General features: G+C 39.9%; 24 protein-coding genes and 1 other RNA gene. 11 read left to right on the top strand and 14 right to left on the bottom strand.

All coding sequences use genetic code 11. The annotated features are described in order from the left end of the window. Positions 1 to 90 precede the first annotated feature (90 nt). The 9 genes from eno (at position 91) to NE665_RS07435 (ending at position 10,630) form a co-directional block, all read left to right on the top strand. Positions 91 to 1,389 (top strand): phosphopyruvate hydratase, encoded by a 1,299-nt coding sequence (gene eno / locus NE665_RS07475; protein ID WP_117442239.1) that lies wholly within the window; start codon positions 91 to 93, stop codon positions 1,387 to 1,389. 322 nt (positions 1,390 to 1,711) lie between these two features. After that, on the top strand, positions 1,712 to 3,547 hold the full coding sequence (locus NE665_RS07470; protein WP_117442240.1) for an APC family permease: 1,836 nt from the start codon (positions 1,712 to 1,714) through the stop codon (positions 3,545 to 3,547). A 585-nt stretch (positions 3,548 to 4,132) separates the two neighbouring features. Then, complete coding sequence (gene secG, locus NE665_RS07465) at positions 4,133 to 4,363, top strand: preprotein translocase subunit SecG (RefSeq protein ID WP_002605970.1); 231 nt, start codon at positions 4,133 to 4,135, stop codon at positions 4,361 to 4,363. Between the two features lie 73 nt (positions 4,364 to 4,436). Beyond that, the gene (gene rnr, locus NE665_RS07460; protein ID WP_117442241.1) at positions 4,437 to 6,569 is read left to right on the top strand and encodes a ribonuclease R; all 2,133 of its coding nucleotides are present in this window, start codon (positions 4,437 to 4,439) and stop codon (positions 6,567 to 6,569) included. 18 nt (positions 6,570 to 6,587) lie between these two features. Next, the gene (locus tag NE665_RS07455; protein ID WP_117442242.1) at positions 6,588 to 7,751 is read left to right on the top strand and encodes a CapA family protein; all 1,164 of its coding nucleotides are present in this window, start codon (positions 6,588 to 6,590) and stop codon (positions 7,749 to 7,751) included. A 14-nt stretch (positions 7,752 to 7,765) separates the two neighbouring features. Continuing rightward, positions 7,766 to 8,221 (top strand): SsrA-binding protein SmpB, encoded by a 456-nt coding sequence (smpB, locus tag NE665_RS07450; protein ID WP_117442243.1) that lies wholly within the window; start codon positions 7,766 to 7,768, stop codon positions 8,219 to 8,221. Between the two features lie 77 nt (positions 8,222 to 8,298). Then, positions 8,299 to 8,680, top strand: a transfer-messenger RNA (tmRNA) gene (ssrA, locus tag NE665_RS07445). Positions 8,681 to 8,960: 280 nt separating this feature from the next. Then, positions 8,961 to 9,422, top strand: a complete 462-nt coding sequence (locus NE665_RS07440) for a hypothetical protein (protein ID WP_117442244.1) — start codon at positions 8,961 to 8,963, stop codon at positions 9,420 to 9,422. Further along, positions 9,383 to 10,630 (top strand): hypothetical protein, encoded by a 1,248-nt coding sequence (locus tag NE665_RS07435; RefSeq protein ID WP_118654560.1) that lies wholly within the window; start codon positions 9,383 to 9,385, stop codon positions 10,628 to 10,630. Before NE665_RS07440 ends, NE665_RS07435 begins: the two co-directional genes overlap by 40 nt. 153 nt (positions 10,631 to 10,783) lie before the next feature. Here NE665_RS07435 and NE665_RS07430 read toward each other — a convergent pair whose 3' ends face one another. Continuing rightward, positions 10,784 to 12,001, bottom strand: a complete 1,218-nt coding sequence (locus NE665_RS07430; protein ID WP_001291561.1) for a tyrosine-type recombinase/integrase — start codon at positions 11,999 to 12,001, stop codon at positions 10,784 to 10,786. An 81-nt stretch (positions 12,002 to 12,082) separates the two neighbouring features. After that, the gene (locus NE665_RS07425) at positions 12,083 to 12,286 is read right to left on the bottom strand and encodes an excisionase (protein WP_000814511.1); all 204 of its coding nucleotides are present in this window, start codon (positions 12,284 to 12,286) and stop codon (positions 12,083 to 12,085) included. Here NE665_RS07425 and NE665_RS07420 point away from each other — a divergent pair. Next, positions 12,270 to 12,521: a hypothetical protein gene (locus tag NE665_RS07420; RefSeq protein WP_001845478.1), complete on the top strand. Its 252-nt coding sequence runs from the start codon at positions 12,270 to 12,272 to the stop codon at positions 12,519 to 12,521. The two genes, NE665_RS07425 and NE665_RS07420, sit on opposite strands and share 17 nt — an antisense overlap. 225 nt (positions 12,522 to 12,746) lie before the next feature. Here NE665_RS07420 and NE665_RS07415 read toward each other — a convergent pair whose 3' ends face one another. Continuing rightward, the gene (locus NE665_RS07415) at positions 12,747 to 12,977 is read right to left on the bottom strand and encodes a helix-turn-helix domain-containing protein (protein WP_000857133.1); all 231 of its coding nucleotides are present in this window, start codon (positions 12,975 to 12,977) and stop codon (positions 12,747 to 12,749) included. Beyond that, the gene (locus tag NE665_RS07410) at positions 12,974 to 13,396 is read right to left on the bottom strand and encodes a sigma-70 family RNA polymerase sigma factor (protein ID WP_000804885.1); all 423 of its coding nucleotides are present in this window, start codon (positions 13,394 to 13,396) and stop codon (positions 12,974 to 12,976) included. Before NE665_RS07410 ends, NE665_RS07415 begins: the two co-directional genes overlap by 4 nt. A 504-nt stretch (positions 13,397 to 13,900) precedes the next feature. Here NE665_RS07410 and NE665_RS07405 point away from each other — a divergent pair. Then, positions 13,901 to 14,254, top strand: a complete 354-nt coding sequence (locus NE665_RS07405; protein ID WP_001227347.1) for a helix-turn-helix transcriptional regulator — start codon at positions 13,901 to 13,903, stop codon at positions 14,252 to 14,254. A gap of 59 nt (positions 14,255 to 14,313) precedes the next feature. Here the strand turns inward: NE665_RS07405 and NE665_RS07400 are convergent, their stop codons facing one another. The 10 genes from NE665_RS07400 to NE665_RS07355 all read right to left on the bottom strand — a co-directional run bounded on the left by NE665_RS07400 (position 14,314) and on the right by NE665_RS07355 (position 24,753). After that, a complete protein-coding gene (locus NE665_RS07400; RefSeq protein ID WP_000336323.1) occupies positions 14,314 to 14,481 on the bottom strand; it encodes a cysteine-rich KTR domain-containing protein in 168 nt (55 codons plus the stop codon). 118 nt (positions 14,482 to 14,599) lie between these two features. After that, the gene (gene tet(M), locus NE665_RS07395) at positions 14,600 to 16,519 is read right to left on the bottom strand and encodes a tetracycline resistance ribosomal protection protein Tet(M) (protein ID WP_000691751.1); all 1,920 of its coding nucleotides are present in this window, start codon (positions 16,517 to 16,519) and stop codon (positions 14,600 to 14,602) included. A gap of 15 nt (positions 16,520 to 16,534) precedes the next feature. After that, positions 16,535 to 16,651, bottom strand: coding sequence for a tetracycline resistance determinant leader peptide (locus tag NE665_RS07390; protein WP_001814923.1), 117 nt, complete (start codon positions 16,649 to 16,651; stop codon positions 16,535 to 16,537). Positions 16,652 to 16,895: 244 nt separating this feature from the next. Beyond that, a complete protein-coding gene (locus NE665_RS07385; RefSeq protein WP_001224320.1) occupies positions 16,896 to 17,831 on the bottom strand; it encodes a conjugal transfer protein in 936 nt (311 codons plus the stop codon). Further along, positions 17,828 to 18,829 (bottom strand): bifunctional lysozyme/C40 family peptidase, encoded by a 1,002-nt coding sequence (locus NE665_RS07380; protein ID WP_000769868.1) that lies wholly within the window; start codon positions 18,827 to 18,829, stop codon positions 17,828 to 17,830. The genes NE665_RS07385 and NE665_RS07380 overlap by 4 nt, the downstream gene beginning before the upstream one ends. After that, a complete protein-coding gene (locus tag NE665_RS07375; protein ID WP_000804748.1) occupies positions 18,826 to 21,003 on the bottom strand; it encodes a membrane protein in 2,178 nt (725 codons plus the stop codon). Before NE665_RS07375 ends, NE665_RS07380 begins: the two co-directional genes overlap by 4 nt. Before the next feature lie 2 nt (positions 21,004 to 21,005). Continuing rightward, positions 21,006 to 23,453 (bottom strand): ATP-binding protein, encoded by a 2,448-nt coding sequence (locus NE665_RS07370; RefSeq protein WP_000331160.1) that lies wholly within the window; start codon positions 23,451 to 23,453, stop codon positions 21,006 to 21,008. Next, complete coding sequence (locus NE665_RS07365) at positions 23,437 to 23,829, bottom strand: conjugal transfer protein (protein WP_000723888.1); 393 nt, start codon at positions 23,827 to 23,829, stop codon at positions 23,437 to 23,439. The genes NE665_RS07370 and NE665_RS07365 overlap by 17 nt, the downstream gene beginning before the upstream one ends. An 88-nt stretch (positions 23,830 to 23,917) precedes the next feature. Then, positions 23,918 to 24,415 (bottom strand): antirestriction protein ArdA, encoded by a 498-nt coding sequence (locus tag NE665_RS07360; RefSeq protein WP_000342539.1) that lies wholly within the window; start codon positions 24,413 to 24,415, stop codon positions 23,918 to 23,920. A 116-nt stretch (positions 24,416 to 24,531) separates the two neighbouring features. Beyond that, a complete protein-coding gene (locus tag NE665_RS07355) occupies positions 24,532 to 24,753 on the bottom strand; it encodes a hypothetical protein (RefSeq protein ID WP_001009056.1) in 222 nt (73 codons plus the stop codon). Positions 24,754 to 24,792: the final 39 nt, after the last annotated feature.

Raw genomic sequence — 24,792 nt, 5'->3', positions numbered from 1 at the left:
TGTGTTAGTTTGGGCAAACTCCTTTGGACAACAGGTGGTTTGTGCTATACTGAGCATGTATAAAAGTGTAGATAAAGGAGGACATAGGTTATGTCATTGATTACAAATGTTCATGCCAGAGAAATTCTGGATTCTCGAGGAAATCCTACGATTGAGGTGGAAGTGGAAACAGCTTCCGGATTTGTAGGACGTGCTATGGTGCCAAGCGGGGCATCCACCGGAGAAAGAGAAGCGCTTGAGCTGCGTGACGGCGATCCTTCCCGTTATGGAGGTAAGGGTGTTCTGCAGGCAGTGGAGAACGTTAACAATATTCTGATTGATGTGGTTCTGGGAATGGATGTTACAGATCAGGCCGGAATTGACAAGGCATTGATTGATGCTGACGGGACAAAGGATAAATCCAAATATGGAGCAAATGCCATTCTTGGTATCTCTCTTGCGGTTGCACATGCTGCTGCGGATTACTATGGGTTGCCACTGTATCGCTATTTAGGCGGTATCAATGCGAAGACACTGCCGGTACCGATGATGAATGTACTAAATGGTGGAAGTCATGCGGATTCTTCTGTGGATTTCCAGGAGTTTATGATTATGCCGGTAGGTGCAAAAAGCATCCGCGAAGCAATTCGTATGGGCGCTGAAACCTTCCATGCTCTAAAGAAGGTTCTAAAGAGTAAGGGACAGGTTACCGCTGTAGGTGATGAGGGTGGATTCGCACCAAATCTGGAGGATAATGAAGCACCGTTAAAATGCATAATGGAAGCAATCGAGGCAGCCGGCTTCCGTGCCGGTGAGGATATCTGCATTGCTATGGACGTTGCGGCTAGTGAGTTCTATAATGCAGAAACAAAGATGTATGATTTGAAAAAATCCGGACAGGGCTCAAAAACAACGGATGAAATGATCGCATGGTATGATGAGCTGGTAGAGAAATATCCAATCATCTCCATCGAAGACGGACTTGGTGAACGTGACTGGGATGGCTGGAAGAAGCTGACAGAGCATCTTGGGAAGAAAATTCAGATTGTTGGTGATGATCTGTTCGTTACCAATCCGGCAATTCTGCAGGAGGGAATTGATAAGGATATCGCAAATTCCATTCTGATCAAGGTGAATCAGATTGGTACCCTGACAGAAACCTTTGATGCGATGGAGCTTGCAAAGAAGCACGGCTATACTGCTGTGGTATCTCATCGAAGCGGTGAAACAGAGGATGCAACGATTGCGGATATTGCAGTTGCCTTCAATGCAGGACAGATCAAGACCGGATCCATGTCCAGAACGGATCGTATCGCAAAATATAATCAGCTGCTTCGTATCGAAGAAGAGCTGGGAGATGTGGCAGTCTTCAATGGTAAATCAGCGTTCTATAATATCTACAAGCACTAAGCTGCGCTGTACATAAATCAATGGGTGTCCCTACTGTATGCATACAAGGGGATGCCCTTTTTTGTATCCCAAACGATAAAACAAAGGACAGAAGGCTTCAAAAGACGATCGCCCTCATCGTATGAATGCATAGCTTCATACACGCATATCACAAGGATTTCTAGCTTTTCTATAATAAATTTCTATCTTTTTTTGTGAAAATCTATCGTATCTAAAGTTTATCTAAATAAACCTGTGTACGAATTGACTATTTTTGCAGGAAGCATAAAATGATGTCAGCAGATATATCTCTGCCTGTTTTATAGAAATCGAGGGAGTAGCTATGTTAAAAAAAATAAAGCATATTGTGCTGGGAAAATCCCTGCGCAGTGATGCGCTTGATCATGAGAAATTTAGCGTAATATGGGGTCTTCCTGTTTTATCAAGTGATGCGATTTCATCTGTTTCCTATGCCTGTGAGGAAATTCTGATGGTGTTGATCCCGGTTATGGGCATGGCTTCCTATGGCCCGCTGATGAAGGTAGGCTTTGCCATTGTATTCCTGCTCTTTATCCTTGTGTTTTCCTATCGGCAGACAATCAGCTGCTATCCGCAGGGTGGTGGCTCCTATATAGTTGCCAGTGATAATCTGGGGAAAATTTTCGGCCTGATTGCCGCATCCTCTCTGGCCATAGATTATGTTCTGACGGTAGCTGTCAGTGTCTGTGCAGGAACAGCAGCCATCACCTCTGCTTTTCCGCAGCTGCTGTCCGTTCGTACTGGGATTGCGCTGCTCATTATCACACTACTTACGATTGGCAATCTGCGAGGGATGAAAGACAGCAGTGTTCTGTTCGGTATTCCGACCTATCTGTTTATTTTTACGATTCTGCTGCTGATTATTACCGGATTTGTAAAGGTGCTGATTTTTCATGAAGTCCCGGCGGTTTCGACAACGATGCCGCAGACCGTGGAGAATTTAAGTCTGCTGTTGTTTTTGAAGGCATTTTCCAGCGGCTGCACGGCACTGACCGGTGTGGAGGCAGTGAGTGACGGGATTCCGAATTTCCGTGAGCCGGCACAGAAAAACGCGAAGCGAGTGCTGTATCTTCTGGCTGGTCTGGTTTTTGTGATTTTTCTGGGAATTTCTGCTCTTGCGTCCCTGTACCATATCGTACCGAATGCAAACGTGACAGTTATCGCCATGATTGCGGAAGCGGTATTTGGAAACGGTACCCTGCTATTCTATCTGGTTCAGATTACGACGGCTGTAATTTTGACGATGGCTGCGAATACAGCCTTTGCCGATTTGCCTCTGCTGCTGTCCATACTGGCAAGAGATGGATTTGTGCCCAGACAATTTATGGCAAGGGGAAGCCGCTTAAGCTTCTCCAATGGTATTCTGCTGCTGTTTTTCCTGTCTGCTGCCCTGGTTGTCTATTTCCATGCATCCTCACATCTTCTGATGCCGCTGTATGCGGTTGGCGTGTTTCTTTCCTTCACCTTGTCTCAGGCCGGAATGTTTGTGCGCTGGATCAAACGAAAGGAAGGAAAGTGGAGGCATAAGGCACTGATCAACGGTACCGGCATGATGATTACCGGCATCACCTGTGTGATTATTGCGGCTAGTAAATTTCTGCATGGCGCATGGATCGTCTTGCTTTGTATTCCGATTCTAGTGTATATCATGGAGCGGATACACCGGCATTATCATTACGTTCGGGAGAGTCTGAAAATCCGCTCTGCTGATGAATTGCAGCCATATGGAATGCAGAGTGGTGGAAAAGTTATACTGCCTGTTGGTACTATAAACCGCAGCTTCCTAAAGGCATATCATTATGCCTGCTCATTGCAGGTGAAGCAGATGGAATTCTATCATGTGAACACAAGTGCTGAGGCGACCGCTAAGCTGAAGAAGCTGTACCAGCAGATGCATTTGGATATACCTCTTGTTATTGAGGATGCCCCTTATCGTAATGTGAATGAAATGATTGTACAGCATGTTGAGGAGGCACAGAAGAACCTGAAAAAGAAGGAGAGTGTAACGGTGATTCTGCCGCAGTTTGTTATGAAGAAGAAACGGTTCCATGCGCTTCATAACCAGACCTCCATGCAGCTGAAACTGCAGCTGAGCAAAAAACGGAATGTCTCCGTCGTCAGTGTTCCCTACATTATGTGAGCAGTGGAAGCTTTTGAATATCAGCGAAAGCCTTGTTTAAGACGTTCTTTAACAAGCTGTCTAGAATGTTCTTGAGGAAGAAATTGCTCCATCGGCAGACACAGCGGCATTCGCCAATTACTCTGCTTGTAAAATGGTAGGTTCATAACGAGCTTCCTGAGGTATGTGCTGTATGTACGCACGATTGCTCTTTATGGAAAGATACTCTGTTACGTATAAAATAAAGCGGTGCAAGATCAAAGCGTAAGGCGCTGCTGCACTATTTCTTCCTCCTCATAACAGCATATGATAATCCATTCTACATGACCTTGTACCACTGATCTTTGTGATTATAAGAATCCTTTACAATTCGTCGGTTATACTCTAGGAGAGCCTGCACAAAGCATTAAAAATCTCATGACTGTTGTTTGCCATGATTCGATTTCTTCTTTGCAATATGGCAATTTTATGATGTATCTTATGCTATATTGATGAATAGGGGCATTTACAGTAAGCAGAATCCTATCCTTTTCCAAAAAAATAAATTGTTTTTTGGGCAAGTGTTTGTTATAATGATTAAGAACGTATTGAGAAAGGAGGATTATTATGGGCATTTTAGACACCTTACTGATGATTGCAGCGGTCGTTTTAATAATACTCTCCTTATTACAAAGCGGAAAATCTGACGGGTTGGGAAGCGCCTTCGGTGGTAGTGAAGGGCTGAACCTGTTCGCAAACGTTAAGGAACGTGGCTCTGAAAAAGTCATGTCCAATGTCACTTTAGTGACAGGAATCGTGTTTTTCGCTCTTGTTATAATCATTCGTATTGTTAAGTAAGCAAGAAAGACCGTCTAAGGTCTTTTTTTAATGGTATAATATTGATATAGGAAAAAAGGAGGGCTGATGAGCTATGAATAAAAAAGAAGAACTGCTTGCGCTGATCCATGGAAACGGCTATCGAGGTATGCATGCGGCGCAGCTTTCAAGAGCCCTGGATATGGAAGACAGTGCATCCTTCACACAGCTGATGAAGCTGTTAAATGATCTGGAAGCACAGCATATACTCGCAAGAGACGCCAAGGAGCGTTATTTCACAAGTGAGGAGCTGGGATATGTTACAGGTACGCTTCGCATCAATCCGAAAGGCTTCGGCTTTGTGGAGACAGCGGAGACCAGCTTCTATATAGGAAGAGACCATCTGGGACTCGGCATGGATCGGGATGTTGTTTATGCAAAGACATGGACAAACAATGACAAGAGTGTTGAAGGCGAAGTAATTGAGGTTCTAGAGCACAGCGTCAAGCAGCTGGTGGGAACCGTAAAAATCAAAGAGGGCAGAAAATATTTTCTGTCAGATGCATTTTTGAATTACCGCAAGGTTAGAATAACAAACTTCGATGATTTCCGTCTTGTGAATGATTCCAAGGTTCTGCTTGGAATTGACAGCTATGGCACGGTACTGAAGTGTCATATTGAAAAAGAAATCGGTTATAAATATGATCCGGGGATTGATATTTTATCCGTTTTACTGGAAAAGGATATCGATCCGCAGTTTCCTGAGGATGTTATGCAGGAGGTACAGCGGATACCGGAAACCATCCATGAGGAGGAAATCGCGCAGCGCGAGGATTTGCGAAAGCTGCTGACCATTACCATAGATGGAGAGGATGCCAAGGATTTAGACGATGCCATATCTGTGGAAAAGCTGAATAACAATAAAGGCTATCGATTGTATGTTCATATAGCGGACGTTTCTCATTATGTACGGGCGGGAAGTGCCATTGATCAGGAGGCTTATGAGCGGGGAACCTCAGTTTATGTGGTTGACCGTGTGGTGCCGATGCTGCCTCATGCACTGTGCAATGGTATCTGTTCCCTGAATCCAAGAGTGGACCGTCTAACGCTGACATGCTGTATGGATATTGATAAAAAGGGAGAAATCGCAAGCTATAAAATTTACCCCTCCGTTATATGCAGTGATGAGCGAATGACGTATAAAAAGGTCAATGCGATTCTTGCGGGAGATATGCAGGCACAGAAGGAATATCCGCATCTTTTGAACATGTGTCTGGACATGAAGGTGCTTTCCGGTATCATTCGGCGGCGAAGAGAGCGTCTTGGAGCGATTGATTTTGATACCAGAGAGGCGAAAATCCTTGTAGATGAAAAAGGAAATCCGACAGATATTGTATTGCGGGAGCGCGGTGAGAGTGAGCGGATCATTGAGGATTTCATGATAGCTGCCAATGAATGTGTCGCAATGCATATGAAATGGATGGAGGTTCCTTCCATGTATCGTATACATGAAGCTCCGGAGCCTAAGAAAATGCGTGATTTCGCTGCTACTGCAAAGTCACTCGGCTATAATTTTCAGGGTGGTATACAGAATGTTTACCCTGCACAGCTGCAGAGTCTGTTGAATGAGGCCAGAGGTCAGGAAAATTATTTTGTTTTATCAAGCTTTATGCTGCGGGCCATGCAGAAGGCACGCTATGATAATCGCTGTATTGGACATTTTGGTCTGGCATTGAAAAATTATCTGCATTTTACATCACCGATTCGTCGGTATCCGGATCTGGTAGTTCACCGTATGCTTCGACGTTATATCTTTACTTCCAGTGATGATGCAGAACGCATGAAGCGGGATGAGCTTTGGTGTGAGGCTGCTGCAAATCAGGCAAGTGAGCGGGAGCGCAATGCGGTTGATGCGGAACGGGAAGTGGACGACATGAAAAAAGCGCAGTACATGGAGCGCTATGTCGGACATATATTTGACGGTGTTGTCAGTGGTATCACCAAATTCGGGATGTTTGTGGAGCTGGAAAATACGGTAGAGGGTCTTGTGCATGTGACATCTCTTACGGATGATTATTATCATTACGATGAAATGACGAAATCACTGATTGGCGAACATACTGCCAAGGTGTATAAAATGGGGCAAAAGGTGCGCGTAAAGTGCAGTGGAGCGGATCGTTTCAAACGAGAGGTTGACTTTGAGGTTGTAGAGAAGAAAAAGCGGCAGCGTAAGAAGGCATCCCGGTAGCGTATAGAGGGAAAGCGTATGAAAAAATTATGGATTGTTTTGGGGTGTGTGCTGCTTATAGCAGGCTGTTCGGGGGAAAGCAGTGCGAAGGAAAAGCAGAAACAGGAGGCCGCACCTGTCGTAAAGACAGAAAAAGCAGATGATATTCGCGATGTGTCCTTTGTCGCTGTGGGGGATAATCTGATTCACGGTGCAATTTTTCATTATAATGCCAAGGGTGATGGCACCTATGATTTCAAGGATATTTACGAGCATACAAACCGTTATACACGTAAGGCGGATATCGCCTATATCAATCAGGAAACGATTTGCGGCGGCACGGAGCTGGGGCTGAGTCATTATCCGTCCTTTAACGGACCTTATGAGGTGCTGGATGCCGTTGCGGATGCAGGCTTTGACTGGATGGCAGCCTCCAGCAACCATACACTGGATGCCGGTGTACAGGGGATTTTGAATCAGCTGGCTTACATGAAAAAGCACCATCCGGATATTAAGGTGACCGGTAGTCATGCGACAAAAGAGGAAAGTGAGCAGCTGCAGGTAATTACACGTAAGGATGTCCGCTTTGGAATCCTCGGGTATACCTATGGGTTAAACGGCTATGTGCTTCCAAGCGGAAAGGAGTTCATGGTTGATCTGATTGATAAGGATAAAATAAAGCGTGATGTGGAAAAGCTGAAGAAGGTCAGCGACGTCCAGATCGTGAGTATGCATTGGGGAACGGAGTATTCCTTCGAGCCGAATGAGGAACAGAAAGAGCTTGCGCAGCTTCTGAGTGATCTGGGTGTTGATGTCATTATCGGTGAGCATCCGCATGTCATACAGCCGATGGATTATGTGACAGGAAAAGACGGTAATCAAACCCTTGTAATCTATTCACTTGGCAATTTCCTGTCTGCACAGGATGACCACGAGAATATGCTGGGAGGGATGGCGAGCTGGACCTTGTCCTACAATAGGACGAATGGGGATGTGAGCTTTAAAAATGTGGAATTTCTTCCAACTGTTACACATATTGAAGGAAATTTCTCATTCTTTCGCACATATACTCTGAAGGACTATACGAATGAACTGGCTGCACGTCACACACTGACGACGCAGTATCAGCAGGATAATACAAGGGAATTTTACATAAATCTTGTGAACAAGGTTATGAATGATAAAGTGAAGATTGTATATTAGAAAGGAACACAGGCATGGCAGGAAGAAAAATTATTGTATTTAACCGAAAGGCCTCACATGAATATTTTCTAGAGGAACGCTTTGAAGCCGGACTGGTTTTGCAGGGAACGGAAATCAAATCCATTCGTCAGGGGCATGTGCAAATTCGTGATGCGTATATCAGCTTTACAAATGATGAAGCGTTTGTGAAGGAAATGCATATATTGGGATACGAGTTTGGCAATCGGTTCAATCATGATGAAACCAGAATCCGAAAGCTGCTTCTGCATAAGGAAGAAATCCGTAAGCTTCAGCAAAAGGTCAAGCTGAAGGGCTACACGGTGATTCCGATTTCTGTTTATCTGGAAAAAGGAATGGCGAAAATGGAGATTGCTCTGGCAAAGGGAAAGGATCTTCATGATAAGCGCAATGTTCAAAAGGAAAAAGATGCCAAGCGTGAGATTGAAAAGGCGATGAAGAATCAGTATTAGCTTGTGAATTTCGCCAAAAAAGCAAACGGCATTGTAGTTTGCGGTATTTTGTGGTAAACTATCAATGCCTGAAAACCGGGGGTGTACTGGTTTCGACAGGGATATGTCTGGTACAGACTGCAGTCGAGTGGTTACGTAATAACCAATTAAATTTAAACGGAAAAACTAAATTAGCTAACCTCTTTGGTGGAAACCAGAGAATGGCTTTCGCTGCTTAATAACCGATATAGGTTCGCAGCCGCCTCTGCATGCTTCTTCCTTGACCATGTGGATGTGCGCGTAAGACGCAAGGGATAAGGAATCTGGTTTGCCTGAGATCAGATTCACGAAAATTCTTCAGGCACATTCATCAGCGGATGTTCATGACCTGCTGATGTCTTAATTATCATGGACTAAACTGTAGAGGTCTGTACGTGGGGCTGTTTCTGGACAGGAGTTCGACTCTCCTCACCTCCACCAAATAAAAGTGCCAAGTTGGATGTCATCGAAAAAAAGCCGATAAATAAAGGCTTATTCGATGATTTGTCCAACTTTTTTATTTACCCCTTCACCGTGATGTCATCAGAATTTTACGAAAAAAGAGCTATTTTTAAGTGCTGAAATTCAAAGAACTGTGCCAAGTCGGATGTCACCATGGTATCTAAGTTTGAGAAATTATGCTATGATGGATATAGAGATTAGAATTTGGCTTTTAGAAAGGTTGCAAGAATGACTACGGAGGGCGAGTTGGATCTTTCGAGTGAAGAATGAAATTAAAATATCAGGTTTGAGAAGAGGTATTAAGGAAGGTGAAATTTTGAAGATAGAAGACTTAATGAATCAAATAGATTTGGGTCTGTTTAATGAAGAAATGTATAATGAGTTAAAAACTCAAAAAAACGTATTATCTAATAGAGATAAAAAATATATATTGAAAGTCCTTACTAATTCTAAATTGGAATCAAAAGAAAATGTATTAAAAGCGATAATTTGTTTTGCAATTTGGCAACCAGATGAAGCAATTCGTCAAGCTAGAAGAAAAGGAATATTTCGCTATAAAGTATTTGGAAATAAAGGAAAAACTAAAGCTAGATATTATTTAGATTATCTAATATCTAAGAAAGAAGTACTCGGTTTTTCAGAAAAAAATAATAAATATTTAAAACAGAAATATGAGTTAGAGTGGCTAGAGTCTTTTTACAAAAAAACAGAAAAAAAATAGATACGGAGATCGCAAATCATTATCAAGGGAGAATTAGAAAGCGTATACAGGGTATTGGTATTGAATCCTCCCTTCATAAGGAGTTGTTTGCCTATATTGATATGCTTTTTTTCTCAGGAGGACAAACTCAAACAGGATACGATTACAATATATTAAGTACATTTTCACAAGAAGAAATAGCGGAAGGAGTTTCGTATTTATTATATAAATATATTGAGAAATATGGGATATCAACAGAAAAAAATTATTGTGTAGATGCATCATATATAATTTCAGATAAAATGGATAATCTTATTTTATTTGCTTGTCAAATTAATTATGTTTTGGAATTGGAACTGCTTGTTGATTTTTATGATTATGATATATACAATGAAGGTAAGAATATTATTCTAAGAAGCAAGGATGAAACACTTGAAAAGAGCATTCAACTAGGATATATCAAGCAGGAGATGCAAGGGATACGTTTTTTTGCTAAAAGATATAGTAGCCATGAGGAAGATGTCTATTTAGAAACAGTGAGTAAACTAATAGTGGATGAATTAGATGATAAAATATACAAACGTATAAGTAACGGAATGTTGACTCGTTATAGATTTGAAATTCCTACCGTTTTACTGGATATGATAGCTGAGCAAAAGGTTGAAGGGAAAGTTCAATTATTTAAAGAAGAAGCAGTAGAATTAGAACATTTCTCTAAGGAAATGTGTATGAATATGAATGAATTATATGAAAAAAAGCTAACTCAAAATTGTAATGCTTATGATATTCTTCTTTGTCAACGTTTCTTTAGAATAATGTATTATATTCAGAAATTCATTTATCAAAACGAGAAAGATATAAAAGTTATTCTTCAATCTTTAATTCCTTCAATGGATAAAGAAAACTTGAAAGATTTTCTTTTTATGCTATTAAAAAATCAGCAAAAGGTTGATGAAGTATATGATTTGTTATTGTATAATATAGATTATAAGTTTGATATTCAATATACGCCATTTTTGGAAATCGGTAGCAAGGTAATATTTCCTATATCTGTATTGGCATGTTCAAATTTGATGAGAAATACAATTGCATATTCATATCTTTCAAAAAATAAAATAGTAAATGATGACGGTGGGGTAGAACCGCTTGTAAAAGTGTGTGTGAATTGTTTTAGGCGATGTTCTAATAGATATGAAATTTTTATGAATAAACAAAGTATAAATTTCTAATTATCTTTTTATATTTTCTTAAATGCTCGTAAAGCCTTATTCTATGTGCTTTCGAGTATTTTTACTGTAGGAAGATACTTCACGTTTCTTTGCATATTTCCTCATGTCTTAGCTGTCAGAAGTGGTAAATAAGTAGTAAATTCATTTGTACTACTAAGCAACAAGACGCTCCTGTTGCTTCTCTTTATTCAAGCGTTTCATTTCTGCCATTGCAGAATCGAATGTTGCATGTGCGTAATAGTTCAGCGTCATGGCTATATTAGCATGTCCCATAATGTACTGTAATGCCTTTGGATTCATTCCTGCATTTGCATAGTTGGTACAGAATGTATGTCGCAAACTATGTGGAGTGATGTGTGGCAATTTATCCTCGTTATACTTATTGTATTTCTTAACAAGACCTTTCATCATGCCGTTGTAATCACTTGCCACTTTTGGATAGTTCTTTCTATTAAGAAAGAGGAAATCACTATATCCATCAATCTCAACACGCTTATCATTCTTTCGATTCGCTAACACTCGCTTAAATGCTTGATAGGCTTCTTCAACCATAGGAACTTGACGTTCGCCACTTTTGGTCTTTGGTGTTTCAATGTAGTACCCAATTTCAGTATCTCTCAATAGCTGATGGTCTATATTGACAAGACGATTCTCAAAATCTAAATCTGGAAGTGTCAAACCACCAAACTCTGAAATACGAAGACCTGTTTTTAAGAGTATCAGAATTTCATCATAATTTTTGCTGTAGGTTTTATCAGCTTTTGCAAAGGCTAACAGTTTTTCTTCCTGTTCTTCTGTTAGTACGGTCTTAGGGACAGTATCATCATCAAGAACTGCTTTCAGTTGAAAGTCAAATGGATTCTTCCGAACACAATCATCTTGTATAGCAATATAGAATGAAGCCTTTAAAGAACGTTTGTAGTTATTGATGGTTTGATAAGCATAACCATTTTCACTCATTCTAATAGCCCATTCTTTAGCGTCTGATGGCTTAATACTGTCAATACTTCTTACACCTAACTTGTCTTTCTTCAAAATATCCATAAGATATTTGCGTCCAGTTTCAGTGTTTTTTCTAACCTTTGGTCTTTGAGCGTTCTGTTTTGCGTAAAGCTGGCAGAGTGTCATTTTCTTTCCTACAACATCAATACCATCATGAATGTCTTTCTGTAACTCTGCGATTTTCTCTCTAAGTGAGATACAATCACGCTTTCCTGCTGGTACTCGGTCTGTAGCCACAAGTTTCCACGAGTAAACAAATTGCGGTTCTCCAAATGAATCTATATATTTGTATAAGTATCTTCCGTCTTTTCGTTGGCTCTCTCCAGTCTTTAAGATTCGACCTTTATTGTCACGTCTTTTTTCTGACATGGCATTTGCTCCTTTCCTTTATGGAAAGAGCCTTGATACGACTTAATACTATTTTATCATATACAAGACCCTTTGGCGACGCTAGATTGCGTCCAATGTATCTATAATTTTTTCAAATTGTTTTCGTTTAATCTGAATACGATTGCCATTCATAATCAGCCAATTTGCATTTTTATTTTCCTCTGCCAAGCGTCGTAGCTTGTTTTCGCCAATACGAAAATATTTTGACGCTTCTTCAATGGTTAGGGTATAACGTTCCCAAATAGGAATGTCAGTCTGCTTCATAAAATCCTCCTTTCCAAATCACTTATTTGGATTTCATAAAAGTTGTTTTACCAGCAATCGAACAGCTTTAGCAAAGCTCACGGGAGTTCCACCCCTGCATGGTTCTCATGTAGCCATACTCATTGCCTGCGACGGTTTTATCACGCTCGGACTATTGACTGTATGGGAGTATCATTATCACGATAAGAATGTCGTTGCAGGCAATCCTGCTAAAGATTGCTTCTCGGATCACTAACATGAATCGCTCGCTATCTTTATAAGATAGGTCATGGCGGTTAGTTCCGTTGGCTCTTTTCTTATCGAAACGTATTCGATTACTTTTATTCAGTTTTCAAAGAACAATGGCTCGTTAGCCTATCAAAACACATTGAAAGCTCAATATGCTTTGGTGGAATAACAAACCTCCCTGTTCGGGAAGCGTGGAATGGTTTAGCACGCTTCCACGAAAGGAGAGAGGATATTACTTAATTTCAAATGACAAAATCTTTGTAATCAGTCTGGTTTCCATTCTTCCACGTAAGACTTCATCAACGACCATACTTTGATTGCCATATTCATCTTTCATAAGTCGTAGGGAACGCTTCGTTATGTACCCTCTGTAATGATGTAGAATCTGGTTAATCGCTTCGGTATCGCCATCTGTTGCCTTTACAATGAGAGGAAAGGGAATCATAGGATATTGTGTTTTCATTCTTCAAATTCCTCCATAAACTTTTTAATTAAGGCTAGTCCACTGGTTCTATGCCGATAGACAGTAGAACGGTTCAATTTCAACAGGTCTGCAATTTCTGAATCGCTCATGTCCATAAAGTAAAACAGCAGTAGAATTTCACGTTTCTTGTCTGGCAACTCACGTAATGCTTCACTCAACAAATCATTTTCAACGCCTACTGATAACCCATTGAGTGTAAAAATCTGAAAGTCAGTTGAATAGTTATCTGTTGTCGCAAACTGGCTAACAAGATAATCGCCAACATCCGAAAAGGACACCTCACGCTTTGCAATCCTTGAAAGATAAAGCATATAATTCTTTCGCTCGTCTTCCATAGCACGTTTACAGATATAGTCAAACTGATTTTCTATTGTGGTCTGAAAAGAAGATGGTTTCATGTTTCTCACCCCCTTTCTGTCTAGGAAAGGAAGTGAGCCTTGCTCGTTTATCTCCTTTCACTCTTAGTCCCAATGTGAAAGGGGGATTTGTTGCATTACTGATAAATAAACTTTGTAAAAAAGTTCTGAATAGCCAAAAAAGCATATAAACAGATTTATTTCTCTGTTTACATGCTTCTGTTATTCTATCTATATGATTTATAAAACCACATTGGTGGACGTACTTATCTATTGCAGATAGACGACTTTTTTTGACAAGAACCCAATGTAAGGAAATTTATTGTATATGATGTACTTCATGGCGACGTTGACCTCCAACAAACCGCCATTTGGAAGTAATATACAATATTTTAACAGCGTAAATAGCACTACCATATAACGGTTTTTTTTATTGGCGTTTAGTAGTGCTTTTTATTAAATATAAACCTATAAACCATATAACACGTTTTTCTATACCTGTTTTTAATTCAGTAGGAACAATAAAATGTATAGAGGTGGTCTACTATGCGTAAAAAAGAAGATAAATATGATTTTAGAGCCTTTGGTTTAGCCATTAAAGAAGCTCGATTGAAACGAGGTTTAACTCGTGAACAAGTGGGAGCATTGATTGAAATTGACCCACGGTACTTAACTAATATTGAAAATAAAGGGCAACACCCCAGCATACAAGTTCTTTATGACCTTGTATCGTTACTTCATGTTTCCGTTGATGAATTTTTCTTACCTGCTAATAACTTGGTAAAAAGCACCCGACGATTACAGATAGAGAAATACATGGATAGCTTTACAGACAAAGAACTATCCTTAATGGAATCTTTAGCCAGCGGTATCAACGAAGCAAGAAACATCGAAGACTAATTAAAAGAATCCATACATAACGGAAAGAGCCGATAAAATGAGATTGTATTAATCTCATTTTATCGGCTCTGCGTCTTTGCGTCTGGCTCTGTAATCACAGTTACTTTGAACTGCTTTATTTCAATTAAATTTTCTTGTCTGCATTTCGGACAATAGAGGGGGAATTTTTTTAATTCAGTATCTTCCCTTATCTTTAATCGTGTTTTATTTCCACATACAGGACACAATATCCACTTGTAGTTTATAATAACTATCTCCTCCTTTACACTTTAATTCAAATCTTTATTAAAAAATATTTCATCTTATTTAACAAGAAACCATATTTATATAACAACATAAAATACACTAAGTTATTTTATTGAACATATATCGTACTTTATCTATCCGACTATTTGGACGACGGGGCTGGCAAACAGGTTCACCGGTAGTAACATGGTACCCTTTTAACTCTGTTAAACAAACACTACGTCCATTTGTAAAGGAAGTTAAATCACTACGATATTCTTGAATACACCGAGCAGGGATTTCTCCACTAAGAATGACCTCATTATTTTTCAATTGAGTGTCTACGATGTTCGCACAATATTTAGGAGCATCGTTGTATGCTCGTGAAAGATATTCCTGTGGCGCATAAATTTTAAAACTAAGATATGGCTCTAACAATTCTGTTCCAGCTTTTTTTAAGACTTGTTCCAATACAATAGGAGCAAGCATCCGAAAATCTGCTGGGGTACTAACAGGGCTATAGTATAAGCCATACTTAAAACAGATTTTACAGTCCGTCACATTCCAACCATACAATCCTTGTTCACAGCCATAGCGTATCCCCTCCATAACTGCATTTTGAAACGATTGATTTAAGTATCCAAGAGAAACCGAGCTCTCATACTGTACTCCGCTCCCTAATGGAAGCGGTGCTACAGATAGACCAATGGAAGCCCAGAAAGGATTCGGTGGAACTTCGATGTGAATGGTATACTCTGCTTTTTTTAACGGTCTTTCCATATAAATGACTGTAGGCTCTTTTATTTCTATCTCCACATGATACTTTTCTTGCAGCAGAGCACAAGTCACTTCCATTTGTACTTTCCCTAAGAAAGAAAGTATGATTTCATGTGTCGCAGAATCCACATAATATCGCAGAAGCGGGTCACTGTCGGAGATTTCTAAAAGTGCATCAAGTAACATTTCCCTTTGTTGAGGTTTGCTCGGTTCAACAGTCGTTTGCAGCAGAGGGAGGGGATTTTCAATTCTCTCTCTCTGTGGCAATAGCTTTGTATCTCCAAGAACACTATTTAACTTCAAAAACTCATTCTGCAAAATAACAATTTCCCCGGAATAAGCCTTATCGATTTTACATAATTCACCATTTATTGAAGTATACATTTCTGTAATTTTTATTTTTTCCTTTTCCGATATTCTAACCGAATCTCGCAAATGCAGTACGCCACTATAAAGACGTATATATGCAAGACGCTGTCTTTTTTCCGAATACTCAATTTTGAAAACTTTTCCGCAAAGTTCAGACTGACCTCGATGTGTTGATGAATAAAATTTATTCGTAATCACTTCTATAAGGTTATCAATCCCTATATTGTTTTTTGCACTTCCGTGATAAACAGGGAACAGGGAACAATTATGAAATCTTATGCTTTCCTCTTGTTCGAGTTCTAATGCTTCCAATAATTTCCCAGACGTATATTTCTCCAAAAGGTAATCATTTCCTTCTATTACCATATCCCATTGTTCAGATTCGGTAAAGTTCATTACACGCATATTAGGATGCAGTTCTACCTTCTGTTTGATTACAATTTCCGCAGAAAGTTTCTCTTTAATATCCTGATAAACCGTTGATAAATCAATTCCATTTTGGTCAATCTTATTGATAAAAAAGATTGTGGGAATACCTATTTTCCTAAGTGCATGAAACAATATACGAGTTTGTGCTTGTACGCCATCTTTTGCAGAAATCAGTAGAATTGCCCCATCTAATACTGATAATGAACGATATACTTCTGCTAAAAAATCCATATGTCCTGGCGTGTCTATGATGTTTATCTTAGTATTTTTCCACTGAAAAGAGGTTATCGCCGTCTGAATTGTAATTCCTCTCTGACGTTCTAAAAGCGTATTATCCGTTTTCGTTGTACCTCTGTCCACGCTTCCTAATTCTGTAATCGCTCCACTGTTATATAATAAGCTTTCTGTTAAGGTAGTTTTTCCCGCATCAACATGAGCTAAAACTCCAATATTAATAATTTTCATGTGATTTTCCTCCATTCAAAAGCCCAAAAGGGCATAAAAATCCCAGTGATAAATACTCTTATCACTGGGATTTTTATGCATAACCATAGGCATACAAAGCATACAGATATTCTCCGGATACTTTAGAATCACATGATAAAGGTATTCTTAAACTGGGTACAAAAAACTAAGCCCTCCTAAAAAAGGACATCCAATTATTTGTTCCCACTATCAAATTGACAGTTTATTTAAGAATACCTTGCCGCATATTTATTAACTCCTTTTAAATAGATACTTAAATAATAGCACGTAAGAGCATATTTGTAAAGGAATCTCCAATTTTTTATCAAAGAGAGTACGTGATTACAAAATAGCTGTAATAATGTACCAATATTTGTTATTCTATAATCTTCCAATTACTCCCGTTCTTTTCAAGTACCAAATCAAATTGAGATACCTGCGTTGCTTTGGTCTGCTGGTCGATATACTCCACTGTCAGCGATACCGTGACTTGATTATCCTTACGATTGTGAATAGGATTTACCAGTTCTTGAAAGATGTACTCTTTTCCGATTGGTTTTAATATCCCGTCATTCACATAGTAGGAAAGTTCACTGGCTGTCGCTGTAGGATAGAGCTTGAAGAACGTCGTTAAAAACTCATTGATTTCATTGGTTGTAATGGAATCAACCGTCCCCTCACTTTCAATGGCTTTTGGTTTATAACTTGATTTCTTAGGTATGTTGGTAATGGTCGGATTCTTAACCAGTACCATATTTCCAGAACCATCTACATAGACACTCACTATATAAGCAGAGTGGACGGTCTTTGTATTTTCTCCCTCTGTAATGAGCTGGTCTACACTGTAGGTTACATTAAACTCATTGTCGCCAGTTGGCTCTACCGTCCATATCTGAAATCCTCTTACAGAAGACGATACAGGAATATCTTTGCGTACTGTATCAACATTGAGAGCTTGAAGTTCATCTGTCAGATAGCCTTTTAGACTTTCCATTCGATTATCAATGGACTTATCGGATTGCTCCCATGAATAGTAGACTTTCGCAAAGTTCTCTACAAAATTTTCTACATGATGAGTATCAACGTATTCCTTTTCTATGATAGTTGTTTCGTGAATAGTATGAGTATCTATAGCTGTAAAGTGCTTGAATATCGCAAAGCTGAAACTAAGCCCTAAAAGTACCCACAAGGCAATCACAACCTTTTTATGAGGATTGACCTTATAGTAGACACGAGGTTTCTTTTCCTTTGGTATCTGTTTTTCTTTATTCTGATTTTTTCTAAATTTCATCATTAAATCTTCCTTTCTCATTGTTTGATTCGTCCTGCTCCCACTAAATGCTGTTGCCAGTAGGGGCTTGTTAAGTCGGCATAACCGATTGGGTCGCCTGCATGAAACATACGGTTATTGCCAAGGTATATCCCAACATGAGTAATATAAGAGCCAGCGTTATAGGTAGAATGAAAGAAAACCAAATCGCCAGCTTGTGCTTCCGATAGTGGGATATGCTGGGTCACATCATATTGCTGTTGTGCGGTTCGTGGTAAGTTAATTCCAGCTTTTCCATACGTCCATTGTGTCAGTCCGCTACAATCAAAAGAAGTAGTCGGGGAAGCTCCACCGTAAACGTATCGCCAGCCCTCATATTTCAGTGCTTCGTCCATGATGGCTTGTACCGTATCATCATCAAACTCTGTTGTGACAAGATACTGCGTTACCAGTTGCACATAAAACATATTGCCATAGTTGTATCGCCAGCCCCCATTGATAGGTATGGCTATGGGATTGGGGTAAGACACTTTTTCGCCACCTGAATACTCTTTTGAGAAACTTTGAGCCAGTTCAAAGGTATATTTATTTCCACGATTAGCCACATACCCTAAGAAACCACCACCATAATTGTAGGACTGGATAACCGATTCTAAATCTACACTGAGCCTTTCGCTACTGGCTAATAATTCACTGAAATACTTCACACCTTGCTTAATGGATTCTTCTGTACTCAATGAATTAGGTGGAAGACCGAGGGATTCCGAGGACTGCATAACATCTTCCGCAGTACCGCCCGATTCCACCTGTATAATCGCAAGAAGTATGTTGACATATTCTTCAACGCCATATTCTTTGGCATATTTTTCTACCATAGGCTTATGAGCCAGCACTTCTGCGGAAACATTCACACCTCCATAATGAATATTGGAAATTCCGCTGTCCTGTTCATCTGAAAATAAAATGGCAACAAACAGAAGCAGTGAGAAGACCATCAAGAATAATCCAGAACCACCAATCACTAAAGTTTTCAACTTCATGGTTTCTTACCGACTTTCTTAATGGTGGCGGTTTTGATTGGTGGTCTACTTCTTGTATTTTGTAGTGGTACTCTTTGAACAGTAGACGGACGTTCTTTTGTGATTGGACGTTGTGAAGTTCTATCTGCTGTAGTGGTTGAAGTTGCTGGCTTTTGAACGGTTTTTTCTTGAACGGTATTGCCTTGGCGTTCCACTTTTGGACTTGAAAAATCGGACTTAACTGCTGGACGCTCTTGTTTGGCTTGTTGAGATTCCTTATATGAAGTCTGAATATTAGACTGTTTTGAGGTCTGTTCATCATGATATTGTTCTTGTCTTGTAGTCGGTCTTTCATGAACAGAAGAAGCAGGCTGTTTTTTCTGTTTGACCTGTTCCATTTCAGAGCGACGCTTCGCAATGGTTTTTCGCCTTTGTTCCTGCTGTTCCTTGCGTCCACTGGCTCTGTCCGCTTTGGTTTGAGAAATACTACTGGTTAAATCACGGACATTCTCTTTTACTTTGGATTTTCCTTGATATACTGCATATCTTGCATTGGTCGGCAAATCTTTAACCTGTTCTTTCAAACCACTAGCAGTGTCTACCATTCTGTCTTTGGTATCAGCTACTGTACCGATGGTTTGACCGATACGTTTTCCAAGTGTTGATTTTTCCTTTCCGTCTGGTCGGGAGTGATCTGCTTGTGTCCTTGCAGAACTCCCCGAACCCGACTGTCCTTTTTTACCTGTAACAATGGCAGACCCAGCCCCTAGAGTAGTCATGGAACGTCCAAGTTTCCGCTGTAGACGGTGCATGTGAGCGTGCATAAGCATACGAGGTTTTCTCATCACACGACTTCCCACACTTTGAGAATCGTTACTCTGTAGAGAAAACATACTCATTAAATCGCCCAGCTTGAAGTAGATTCCTGCAAAGGTCACAATCTGTAGAAAAGCAATCAAAAAGAACGGATAACCAGCCGATAAGGTATAGAGCATGGTTGAAATACTAAATGCTGTCGTAATAATCAATGTGATTCCAGCTCGTGTCAAAATGGTATTAAAGAGCTTTGTTATGGCTCGTTTTGACATACCATCAAATGATGGAATCATGCTTAAAATAAAGCTCACAGGCAGAAACATAGCATAGATGATAAAAAGTACCTGCGAGAAAATCATGATTCCTGTTAATAGGAATACAAATATGGAAATCCCAATATTGAAGACAAATAGGAAGAAGACTGTACCTAAACGGTTAATGGTCTTTGTAATGGTTAGATTGGTATTGCTTCTGTCTTCAATTTCTTCCGCAACAATTTTTTCTCTGTCTTCGCCATTGTTGGAATCTGGGCTGGTGGAGAGCAGGCTTTCCACACGGTCAATACCGATACTTTCAATGTCTGAACTGTTGTATTGAAGCAGTAGCCACGGTTGCTGAACCTGTATGGAAAACAGGCTATCTCTGATTAAGTCCACGCTGTCCTTGCCTTGACTATCGGAATGGGGCATGACAATCTTCGTGCCAAGTGATAAACTGGCATTACTGATGTCTGATGAAAAGTCATTGATTTTTTTAATGTAGTCGGGAGCGTAGGCAATAAAGGAAGCCGATAGGATAAACACCAGCACAAAATTCATAATGGCATGAATTGCCTTTGTGGTTTCTCTCTTTATCAGTCCCGTATAGGCAACATAAACCCCAAGAACCAAAATCAAGAGTAAGAGGAATCCAACATAGAAACCCTCTGTTGAAAATCCGTTTGCACTCACACCAGCTAAGGTCTGCATATTCTTACCAATGGAATCTGCTGTAGCGGAAATGAAGTCTAAGGAATAGGCTTCCTGTACTAAGTAACCTGTCGCATTGGAAACATACAAACTGATTGTCCAAATAAAATTGGTAATGGCATATAGTCCATACATGACCTGTTTTCCAATCCCGTCCGACCAGTTCCACGGAAGCCAGCCCCAGCTATTATCCACATAAAAATCCAGTTGATAGTTTTCAAGTGGGTATCGGCTGTATTCATTTGCCACATTGACCGTATCATCTACCAAGCCCGCAGCTTGAACCACCGTTCCCAGCATGGCTAAAAGAAAAATGGCAATCACAAGTGTGAAAGCCACTGTCATTGCCACTTTACCTAGACGTTTCAGCGTCCAGTTTGATTTTATTCTGTTTACTATTGATGGTTTCACATTTACACCTCTTTTCGCACAGGTGGTCTGGTATCAAAGGCATGGAGCAGTTCTTCAAATACAGGGTGGAACTGTATCACACCGACACGACCATATAAATCACTGATAAGGCATTGCCCGTTTTCCAAATCACGCAATCGCTTCTGATTGTTTTCGTCCTCTGGGTCTACACCAAAAAAGGCTAAGGTCTTTTTAATCTCGTTAAGGTCAGTGGAACGAAATGCAAATTTTAAGCCGAGGTTATTTTTCAGTTTTTCATCTAAGAGGTCGTCTGTATTTTGGGTCACGAAATATACCCCAGCGTTCATAGCACGACCAGCCCGAACCAGCTTCATAGATAGTGTTTTTCCTTGTGCTACCTGTAAAAAGCTCCATGCTTCGTCTAAATCTACAATCTTGAAAATGCTTCGGTCTGTATGGATAAAGTCTAAAGCAAAGGTACTAATGACAATCAGCATAGCAACGGATAAAAGCTCCATAGTGGTATATTCCTCAAAGGAAGTTTCCTTGTCGGGAAGTACCAAGTCCGCAACCTGTATAATGTTCAGTTGTTTTTCTAAGCTGATAGACTGCTCCACATAACCATTACTGAATAATAAATGTGCAAAGTCATAGTCTGTAAAACTTTCGATATGGTCGGCTATACTGGTACTTAGTGGCGTATTCTCAACCCGTAATTCCTCAATCACTTTCATCAACCCTCGTACTTCACTATTGGTTACTGCACGAATGGCTTTTCTAAGGATTGGGAAGCGTTCCCCATCACGAGAGGAAATCCCCGTAAGGAATGTCAGAATATCAATAGCCAGTGATTCAGAATCTTTGGGATTTTTCATAATCACATAAGGGTCAAGTAAGCCTTTGTTTTTCTCATCAGAAGTCAGAGTGACGATATTGATTTCATGGGAAATCTCTGGCAAGGTTTCTTTCCATCTGCCACGTTCTGCTTTTGGGTCTACAATCACTGCTTGTGCCCCATAAAGCACCGCATAATAGACGATAAGGTTATTCGCAAAGGATTTACCACCACCCAGCGAACCAACAAAAGCCGACGCTAACGCATTGGTTACTGAACCCTTAACCCCTTGACTGGCAAGAGCAGGTTTCAGATAGACATTGCGTCCAGTATCTAAGCTGTAGCCAACATAAATCCCCTCATTTTCCCCCAGCATTTGAGTAGCACCAAAACCTAAACCAGCGAGGAAATCAGAGGTCACGTATTGAATATAATCATTCATATAACGCTTGCTGGCAGGTAAAAATTCTTCATGTAAGCCGAGCATATCCCCAAATGGTCGTACCAGTTTTACGCTTAAATCGTCATAAAAATCTTTCACTTCATTACAACGACGTTTGAGTTCGTCAAGATCATTTGCTGATACCCTTACCACATAAGACAGCTTGTACATAGATTCCTTGCTTTGGTCTAAATTGGTTTCCAGCTCATTCACACTTTCCAGAGCTTCCGCCACATTGGAGCTGGTTTCATTATCACTTTGCCAAGCGTGGTTATCCAAGTCTTTCAGTTCTTTCTTTTTATTGCGGACAGTAGATAGGGCTTTACGATTCGCTACAATTTCCACATTCATTGACGTATCAATCGGGAATGTAAATTGCTGTTGCTGGTAGTAGAAGATTTCAGAGGACGGGAAGTCCAGTTCTCCGACAATGCTGTTAATGGTAAAGTAAGCTACATAGACGGTTTCATCTTCCTGCTGGATTTTCAAATATCGCTGTTTTTCTTCCACCAAACAGCGAGTAGGCTTAATCAAGTCATAGTATTTAATCAGCGTTTCATTATCCAGCTTTTTCTTTGATAGATGGTACTCATACTCTTCATAGGCAGTGCCTGTCTGTCCGTAAAGGTGTTCAATCAGATAGCCGAAGTCGTCCTTATCTAACCTGCGGATTTTGAAACGACGAGAGATTTTATTTTCTAAGAGCTTTTCCATCTTCTGAAAACGCAGGATTTCATCATTACTCATACTAACAAAATCGCCCATCAGCTTATGGTTCACATCATAGACAAAATCAGACAAAGCATTTTTTGCTTCAACGGTAAGACTTTTCATAGAAAACTCCTGATCGTTGAGAAGCAACTTAAAGCCGATAAAGAAACGGTAGTTCACTTGATTTTCGCCAATCATGGATATTAAAGCGTCTGTCTGTTGGTCGATTTTGTCATAGGCAACCGCTTTGAGCTTGCCAGTGACTTCATTTTTGGAACGCTCTTGTGCAGAACGTATGCTGGATTCTGTACTGATTTGTAAAGCATGAATTTTGCCATCACGATTTTGTGCGATAAGCTGTCTGAAAGAATCATGCACTTGTATTTTCTGTTCTGGACTTAGAAATGAGTAATTGTAAGGAACAAGCTCATAGTAAGCATAACATTCCCCGTCTTTATTCCAGACGAGATTGTTTTCAATGTATTTAATTGGATATGCCATAAAATTCACTCCTAACTGCTGTAATGGCTTCTTGTGGCTGGTTTCTGCCAAGCGTTACTTTTTTTCCTGCATAGGTCAGCTTTGGTCGCAGTGCATAAGCAATGACAGACTTCAAAAATCCATAAGGCTTTTTACCATCAAAAGTTTTTGTAGACATAAACCATGTGAAAGCCACAGGAATCCCAAAGTATTTGAGAAATGCTCCCTCTATCATGGAAAGAGGGGGCAAGTTGCCAAGTATCATCACTGCAAAGAGTGACACGACAAACCATGTCATTTGCGTAAAGGTTATGGGAAACGGAAGTCTAAAATCATTGATAGAATACAGTACCTTTTCCACAGACCAGATACTGGTATAGCTTCGTATTTTCTTCATGTAATCAATCCTTTCATAAAAAATAGGGGTAGCTGATTGAGCCACCCCGTAAAATAGAAAATCTGCCAGTAGTAATGTACCGACAGATTTAATAGACGATTTCAAAAATCCCATGATTGGTTGAGATAAACGTTCCTGAAAGGTCTAAATCCCGACCATAGGCTTGATAATCAATATAGTTTTGAAGACTAGCTGGTACTTCGCCTAAAGCACCCGTTTCTTCAATGTAGTAGCGTGCCACGTCATACATATCATCACAATCGGAATGAATGATAATATCCTCTTGATGTTCGCTTAGTTCTTCAATGCTTGAAAAATGAGTGAGCAGAGCAGATAGCTCCGATTGTAATTCTTCGGGTAATTCCGATACCATTTCCCATAGTCGATTGAGTTCGCCAATGGAAGTGTATTCGTCAACCGTAAAGGGTAACTCGTAGTCATGAATGGCGTATTCCTCATATTCATCATTCAAGCCGATTTTCTCTTTGACTTCCTCAAAGTCAATGGGAAAGGTAAACCACGCACCGACCAATTCGCCCTCATTGTATTTGCCTAAATTCGCAATATAGACTTGCATATCGTCCATATATTCACGTCCTTTCTTTGTAGAGATTCAAAAATCCCTACCGCACTTCGTTTGGTGTACCATTCCTTTGCGGAACATAAGAAAACCACTTATATTCCACAAAAGAACGGTTTTATTTAAGCACCAATAATGCGATTGAATAGCTCTAGTAAAATGTCTTTTACTCCAGCAGCGTTGAAGACTAAGCCAACCGCAATAATCGCAATAATTAAAAAGCCAATCAGTTTGCTAAACTCACGCTTGAAGCCAAGATACAAGCCAATCACAACGATTGCTAAAAGCACCAGTGATTGAGCGTTTGATAGAAACCAGTTATAAAGGTTTTGTCCAAAATTCATAAAAATGTTCTCCTCTCTATATTCAATGAATTTGTATTT

Origin of the sequence: Clostridium sp. DFI.1.208 (assembly GCF_024463855.1) — a bacterium.
In the GTDB taxonomy this organism is placed as follows: domain Bacteria; phylum Bacillota_I; class Bacilli_A; order Erysipelotrichales; family Erysipelotrichaceae; genus Clostridium_AQ.
Note: the sequence above shows the minus strand (reverse complement) of the source record. Positions and strands in the feature narration are given on the sequence as shown.

Excerpts from the sequence above, each read along its gene's own strand:
- eno (WP_117442239.1), top strand. The coding sequence starts at position 91 with ATGTCATTGATTACAAATGTTCATGCCAGAGAAATTCTGGATTCTCGA.
- NE665_RS07470 (WP_117442240.1), top strand. The coding sequence starts at position 1,712 with ATGTTAAAAAAAATAAAGCATATTGTGCTGGGAAAATCCCTGCGCAGT.
- secG (WP_002605970.1), top strand. The coding sequence starts at position 4,133 with ATGGGCATTTTAGACACCTTACTGATGATTGCAGCGGTCGTTTTAATA.
- rnr (WP_117442241.1), top strand. The coding sequence starts at position 4,437 with ATGAATAAAAAAGAAGAACTGCTTGCGCTGATCCATGGAAACGGCTAT.
- NE665_RS07455 (WP_117442242.1), top strand. The coding sequence starts at position 6,588 with ATGAAAAAATTATGGATTGTTTTGGGGTGTGTGCTGCTTATAGCAGGC.
- smpB (WP_117442243.1), top strand. The coding sequence starts at position 7,766 with ATGGCAGGAAGAAAAATTATTGTATTTAACCGAAAGGCCTCACATGAA.
- NE665_RS07430 (WP_001291561.1), bottom strand. The coding sequence starts at position 12,001 with ATGTCAGAAAAAAGACGTGACAATAAAGGTCGAATCTTAAAGACTGGA.
- NE665_RS07420 (WP_001845478.1), top strand. The coding sequence starts at position 12,270 with ATGTCAGTCTGCTTCATAAAATCCTCCTTTCCAAATCACTTATTTGGA.
- NE665_RS07425 (WP_000814511.1), bottom strand. The coding sequence starts at position 12,286 with ATGAAGCAGACTGACATTCCTATTTGGGAACGTTATACCCTAACCATT.
- NE665_RS07415 (WP_000857133.1), bottom strand. The coding sequence starts at position 12,977 with ATGAAAACACAATATCCTATGATTCCCTTTCCTCTCATTGTAAAGGCA.
- NE665_RS07410 (WP_000804885.1), bottom strand. The coding sequence starts at position 13,396 with ATGAAACCATCTTCTTTTCAGACCACAATAGAAAATCAGTTTGACTAT.
- NE665_RS07405 (WP_001227347.1), top strand. The coding sequence starts at position 13,901 with ATGCGTAAAAAAGAAGATAAATATGATTTTAGAGCCTTTGGTTTAGCC.
- NE665_RS07385 (WP_001224320.1), bottom strand. The coding sequence starts at position 17,831 with ATGAGAAAGGAAGATTTAATGATGAAATTTAGAAAAAATCAGAATAAA.
- NE665_RS07380 (WP_000769868.1), bottom strand. The coding sequence starts at position 18,829 with ATGAAGTTGAAAACTTTAGTGATTGGTGGTTCTGGATTATTCTTGATG.
- NE665_RS07370 (WP_000331160.1), bottom strand. The coding sequence starts at position 23,453 with ATGGCATATCCAATTAAATACATTGAAAACAATCTCGTCTGGAATAAA.
- NE665_RS07365 (WP_000723888.1), bottom strand. The coding sequence starts at position 23,829 with ATGAAGAAAATACGAAGCTATACCAGTATCTGGTCTGTGGAAAAGGTA.
- NE665_RS07360 (WP_000342539.1), bottom strand. The coding sequence starts at position 24,415 with ATGGACGATATGCAAGTCTATATTGCGAATTTAGGCAAATACAATGAG.
- NE665_RS07355 (WP_001009056.1), bottom strand. The coding sequence starts at position 24,753 with ATGAATTTTGGACAAAACCTTTATAACTGGTTTCTATCAAACGCTCAA.